5 protein-coding genes and 1 pseudogene are annotated in these 4,789 nt (G+C 46.4%); all 6 read left to right on the top strand.

Annotated features, from left to right (window positions below; genetic code table 11):
* A partial coding sequence (locus tag FEI13_RS18625) for a hypothetical protein (protein ID WP_158294574.1) occupies positions 1–466 on the top strand: 466 nt, incomplete at its 5' end.
* 178 nt (positions 467–644) lie between these two features.
* The gene (locus FEI13_RS18620; protein WP_158294573.1) at positions 645–1,646 is read left to right on the top strand and encodes a DUF3800 domain-containing protein; all 1,002 of its coding nucleotides are present in this window, start codon (positions 645–647) and stop codon (positions 1,644–1,646) included.
* A 504-nt stretch (positions 1,647–2,150) separates the two neighbouring features.
* A complete protein-coding gene (locus FEI13_RS18615) occupies positions 2,151–2,726 on the top strand; it encodes a hypothetical protein (RefSeq protein ID WP_138182984.1) in 576 nt (191 codons plus the stop codon).
* 197 nt (positions 2,727–2,923) lie between these two features.
* Positions 2,924–3,733 (top strand): hypothetical protein, encoded by an 810-nt coding sequence (locus FEI13_RS18610; RefSeq protein ID WP_138182983.1) that lies wholly within the window; start codon positions 2,924–2,926, stop codon positions 3,731–3,733.
* A 263-nt stretch (positions 3,734–3,996) separates the two neighbouring features.
* Positions 3,997–4,485 carry a hypothetical protein gene (locus FEI13_RS18605; protein WP_138182982.1) on the top strand — a complete coding sequence of 163 codons (489 nt, stop codon included), beginning with the start codon at positions 3,997–3,999 and terminating at the stop codon, positions 4,483–4,485.
* Between the two features lie 73 nt (positions 4,486–4,558).
* Positions 4,559–4,789 (top strand): annotated as a pseudogene (locus tag FEI13_RS19310) (hypothetical protein); the annotation flags it as partial.

Below are 4,789 nucleotides of genomic sequence, written 5' to 3'. Positions count from 1 at the left end.
GCAGCTTCAGGGCCATGGTATGCCTGGCGTGCATAGACCGTTGCCTGCGAGCGGACTTTTCGGACAAAACCTAGGCAAACCGGGAAACCGAGATTCCCACCAGAAGCTCTCCCGGGTGAAAAAGAGATGGAATGGAGCGGTCGATCTCAACCCCGATGACAGCTTTGCTGCTGCCGGAAAATCGTACCTCGACTATTACTACGAACTGTTTCAGTTGAGAGGTCAGTCGGCGCATAGCTTCGGAAGTATTCCGTTCGAGTTGACCAGGCAGTTGACGATCGAAGCCCAGTCGTTCGCGTGGGAGGTGCTCGTCGCCTACTTCCGGAAGCATAGCCTTTCGGTTGAAGATGCAGCTGAAGACTTGGAGCTGAACCTCGAACTTGTGGAATCAGAACCTGAAAATTGGAGCACCCCTTTAACTGCGGAGAGCAAGGATGAGATCGGGTTCCTCCGGGAACCTGGATAAAATACGTTGGAGCGGACTTTGCTCTGCTTCGCCGCTCAACGCCCACCCGTTATACGAACATACACCATCGAAAGGAGTAGCAAATTGTGAGTGATGAAGAAGTGGCTGAAGAAGAAAAAGAGGTTGACCCGAAAAAGCTTGAAAAGCTAGAGCGTGAGAAAAAAGAATTTTAATCTCTTTGTCTGGCGGTGATTTTTCGAAACAGAAAACAAAAGTCGCGCATATTTTAAATCTATATCCTGAATCGAGAAATAGCGACATAACGTTAACCATTAAGTACTGGGAAACATTTCAGCCGGACATTTATAGCTCACATGGAATTCTCCCCAAAGACTTGTTTCGTCTAGAGCGGATGCACTATATAGTTCGAGCAAGAGCAAAAATTCAAAATGAATATAACCTCTTTACCCCGAACACGGAGGTAAAGCGTTTCCGCAGGAAACATGAAGAGGAAATGAGTGAAGCAGTATTGGAAGATGCCAAGCCAAGAAAACTGGTGCATGTATATGCTGATGAAACAGGTAAAACTCAGAATTATGTGGTCGTTTCTTCTGTATGGGTTTTGGCCGGTAGGGCGGTATTTACCGTGAGTCAGGCAATTACTTCTTGGCAAAAGACATCTCGCTGGGCGAAAAGAGAAGCGCATTTTGCGAAACTCGGAAAGCAAGACCTAGATACACTAAATGAATATCTAAGAATTATAGTCAAAAATAGAGAGTTTTTAAGTTTCAAGTCTATTGCTGTAGAGAGAGCAAGAACAAAACGAAGTATAGAGCAGGTTGTAGAAAAGCTTCATGAGCACATGCTATTACGTGGTGCGGAACACGAGATTGACAGTAACCGAATAGGCCTGCCTCAAAAAATTGAGGTTACCCTTGATCATGAGCAGTCCTTGGATGCTATCACACTAGATGAGATTAAACGGCGCATAAATGGCGGATACGCTGCTAAATATGGAGAAGAGATCGAAGTCTCTCAAATAGAAACAATATCGTCCAGGAATAGTCCTTTGGTACAGCTGTCCGATTTGGTGGCCGGTGCGATTAATCGGAAGATGAACAACACTGGTGATAAAAACTATAAAGATGAAATGGCTGATCTAGTAATTCATATGCTGGATTTGCAATTCGAACAAGATAAAGTTGAAGGATTGGATGTATCAGCACTATTCAAAATATAGCGCCACGTATAACACATATGAGCCTTTTCTCTGCGACTTCGCCTTCACTATAAAGCTGTGCGTGTTGGCGGCGTTATATGAGCATCGGCTGAAGGGCTGCTTCTGGCCGAGGCGGTGTGAAATCGTTTGGAGCGTCATTCGGCAGTCCAAAAAATGTCTACATTGGCGTTATTTCGAATAATCATATCACAGCTTGCATTGCAAAAGAACTCCGGAAATTACGTACAAACTCCATCTCCAGAAGAGACCAAACGATGCCCAGGGCTATCGCAGATAGCTTCCATCGCTCGGGACTGATCCGGCGACAAGCCTGCGAGGAGGCCCTGTGACCCCCTCCTTGGGCGCTACCGACGCGTAGGACCTCCTCTTCGGCTTGTCCCCGGCGCCCCTCGCTGTCGGCAACTGCGATAGCCCTAAAACGATGCCACTCAGACTAGACCAAAGCGCCGTGCCAGCGTAGGCTGCATTCGTGTTCATCCGTGTTTAAGCAATAGTAAGGTGTCCATGTCGGCGAAAAGTTTAGCCAAGAATCTGCGTGACGAGGTCGTGTACTTGCGGGATCAGCAGAGTGTGCAAGCCATCCAATGTGACGAGTTGGTCGCCTATCTCGATCGCGTGCTGACTTCCCCTGATGAGGAAGTTGATCCAGTTCGTATGGAGCAGATCCGGACGGAATTGCAATCTTCAGTTGAGGACCGTAAAGCGCTTCAAGCCTCAAGCCTAGAGATGTTTCGGTCCGTGATTACAGCTGGTCAGAACGCATTACGGACAGCCCTTCTGATGAACGGCGGGGCAACGGTGGCCCTGTTGGCGTTCCTCGGCAAGTTGACAACAGAGAACCCCGATAAGTTATCCACATTTGCCGGCTCACTTATGATTTTTACATTCGGGGTTTTTATCACAGGATTGGTTTCAGGGTTTACCTACCTTAGTCAGTGGTTCTATGCATCGAAAAGGGACTGGTGTCAGATGACTGGCTGGTTTATGAACATTCTTTGTATTGTGCTGGGGCTTGCGGCATATGGAGCGTTCATTTGGGGTGCCATCGATGCCTATACAGGTTTTCAAGGCTTCGCATAACATCGTGTCAAGACCTGCTCTTGACTTTGCGCGGGTTATCCGGATTTCCGCTTTTGGATGGATGAGGAACGCATAGTCTATGCTGAAGAATACTTAGCAGCTGACGACCCAAAGTGGCCATGCCGGCAAAGGCAGCATAATTCATTTGTATTATGCAGCATGTGGAATGATTGGTGTTATATGGTTAGGAGAAATTGATGAACGGAATCTGCGCGCTATGTACTAAGGATCGAAAGCTAAGGGGTAGCCACTTTATGCCTAAAGCGGTATATCGCTCCCTTAGCAAAGGGTTTCCTGATCACGGGGAGAATATTGTTCTTATATCTGGGGGTGATAAGTCAGCCGCCTACTCAGACAAGCAAGCGAAAAAGCACTTGCTGTGTGAAAGTTGCGAGTCGATGTTTTCCAAATATGGAGAAGATAAAGTAATTTCTCTGATGGCTCGTCCAGGCGGATTCAAACTTGCAACTAAAATACGTAAATTCAAGGAGCTGTCGCGTCTGAATGATGAGGCTTGGTATTTTCCACCGGGTGAAGGTTTAGCTTTTAATTTTATGTATTTTGCCGTCAGTATTGCTTGGAGGCTTTCATCGGCTGATTGGACCTCATATGGGCTTTCCGAAACAAAAAACTCATTATGGCTTGAGAATATGGACTCTTTTTCAGAGTTTCTGTTAGGAGGCAGTGAGATTCCAGAAAACACGTATTTGGCTGTATATGTCGATAATCAAACCGTCGACACACCATTGATGAGCTTTCCAACCTTTAAAGATCATGCTAGCTATCAGCATGTGGTTTTTGAAATACCAGGAATAAAGTTTAGCCTAGTTGCAGGAAAAAACCCTGGGGAAGGTGTTCGAGAGATTTATTCAGTCAACAAAACGAACGTGTACTTTGTAAGTAGAAATTTAAAGTCGCATCCCGACTATCAATTCATGGTTAATTTTTTGAAGCATGAAGCAATAGCAAAGGCTCGTTTAGCTAAAGAACTTGGAATAACAGTATAAAGAATAGGTCAGCGTGACAGTTATATGCAAGATCCCGTCACTGCTTTCTTTTGGTCTGCATGTACTTGCCCCTGTTTGGGGTTTCATATTAGCGTCCGCTATATTTCTTCTTTTGCCGAATGACAACCCTTAGCCTATTCTGATAAATGTATTACGGCAGCTAGCGATCCATAAAAAAAATGTTCCGGGAAAGCAGAAAGCGCGCTCTTTCAATGTAAGAGCGTGCTATCTAATAACCGCTAGTTTTTCAGCACGAGGGATGTATGGACCCAATCTCAGCCCTGTTCGCGGCGTTACTAGATAGCACTTCAAATGCTATAAATGATCATATGCAAGAGTCCTTGGGAACAGAGGTCAAAACTGTCACGATTGATCACAACGATCGCCGCATTACGTTCCAGCACCAGTTGTGGCGCATACTGGATGAATCTGTCTGTGTAGATAAAAGAGACAGAATTGCCGAGTTCTCCAAGTGCACCTTGGCAGCAAAGGAATTCTTTGTTGATGCATGTCGTTATCTTCGCGAGAGTCGCGGAAGCGGATTGAAATACGACAAGACGAAGAATATGTACTGCGCCGCGTCTAGATCCTTCAAGCCTACGATTGCCTTTGTTGCCCCTGCCAGCCAAGCTTCGCCGCTTGAGATGGCAAAAAGGGAATGCAACAGACTGGTAATTCAGCAGTCGGCAAGCTCTGAGGCCCGCGAGGAGGCATGTGCGCGCTATGAGGCGTTAAAGCGCCAGGGGCAGTAAGGGTAGGGCGCTCATAACTACAGGCATACTCAATAGAATGCCTTTGCCGACAATTTTTCAGTGAGATAAAACCTTGGATCATTCTTTGTTCATTAATGAAGTCTTGAGGCCGTTGTGGTGGGTCATTCCCGTAGCCTTTATGATTGGTCTCATCAAGACACCTTGGTTTAAAGGCGTGTGCGGTGAAGCTTTAGTTAAAGCGGCTGCCAGGTTTCGGTTGCCAGCGGCGGTAGATGTCAAGCAAGCTGTCGTGTCTGATCATTGTCACGCCGCCTGTTTTTCTGGTTCAACCAGCGTGACTTCG

The organism is Halomonas urmiana, assembly GCF_005780185.1.
Classification (GTDB): Bacteria; Pseudomonadota; Gammaproteobacteria; order Pseudomonadales; family Halomonadaceae; genus Halomonas; species Halomonas urmiana.
This window is presented reverse-complemented; position numbering and strand designations above follow the sequence as displayed.

What these genes read in the sequence shown, in the direction of transcription:
- FEI13_RS18615 (WP_138182984.1), top strand. Translation starts at nt 2,151, where the DNA reads ATGTCGGCGAAAAGTTTAGCCAAGAATCTGCGTGACGAGGTCGTGTAC.
- FEI13_RS18610 (WP_138182983.1), top strand. Translation starts at nt 2,924, where the DNA reads ATGAACGGAATCTGCGCGCTATGTACTAAGGATCGAAAGCTAAGGGGT.
- FEI13_RS18605 (WP_138182982.1), top strand. Translation starts at nt 3,997, where the DNA reads ATGGACCCAATCTCAGCCCTGTTCGCGGCGTTACTAGATAGCACTTCA.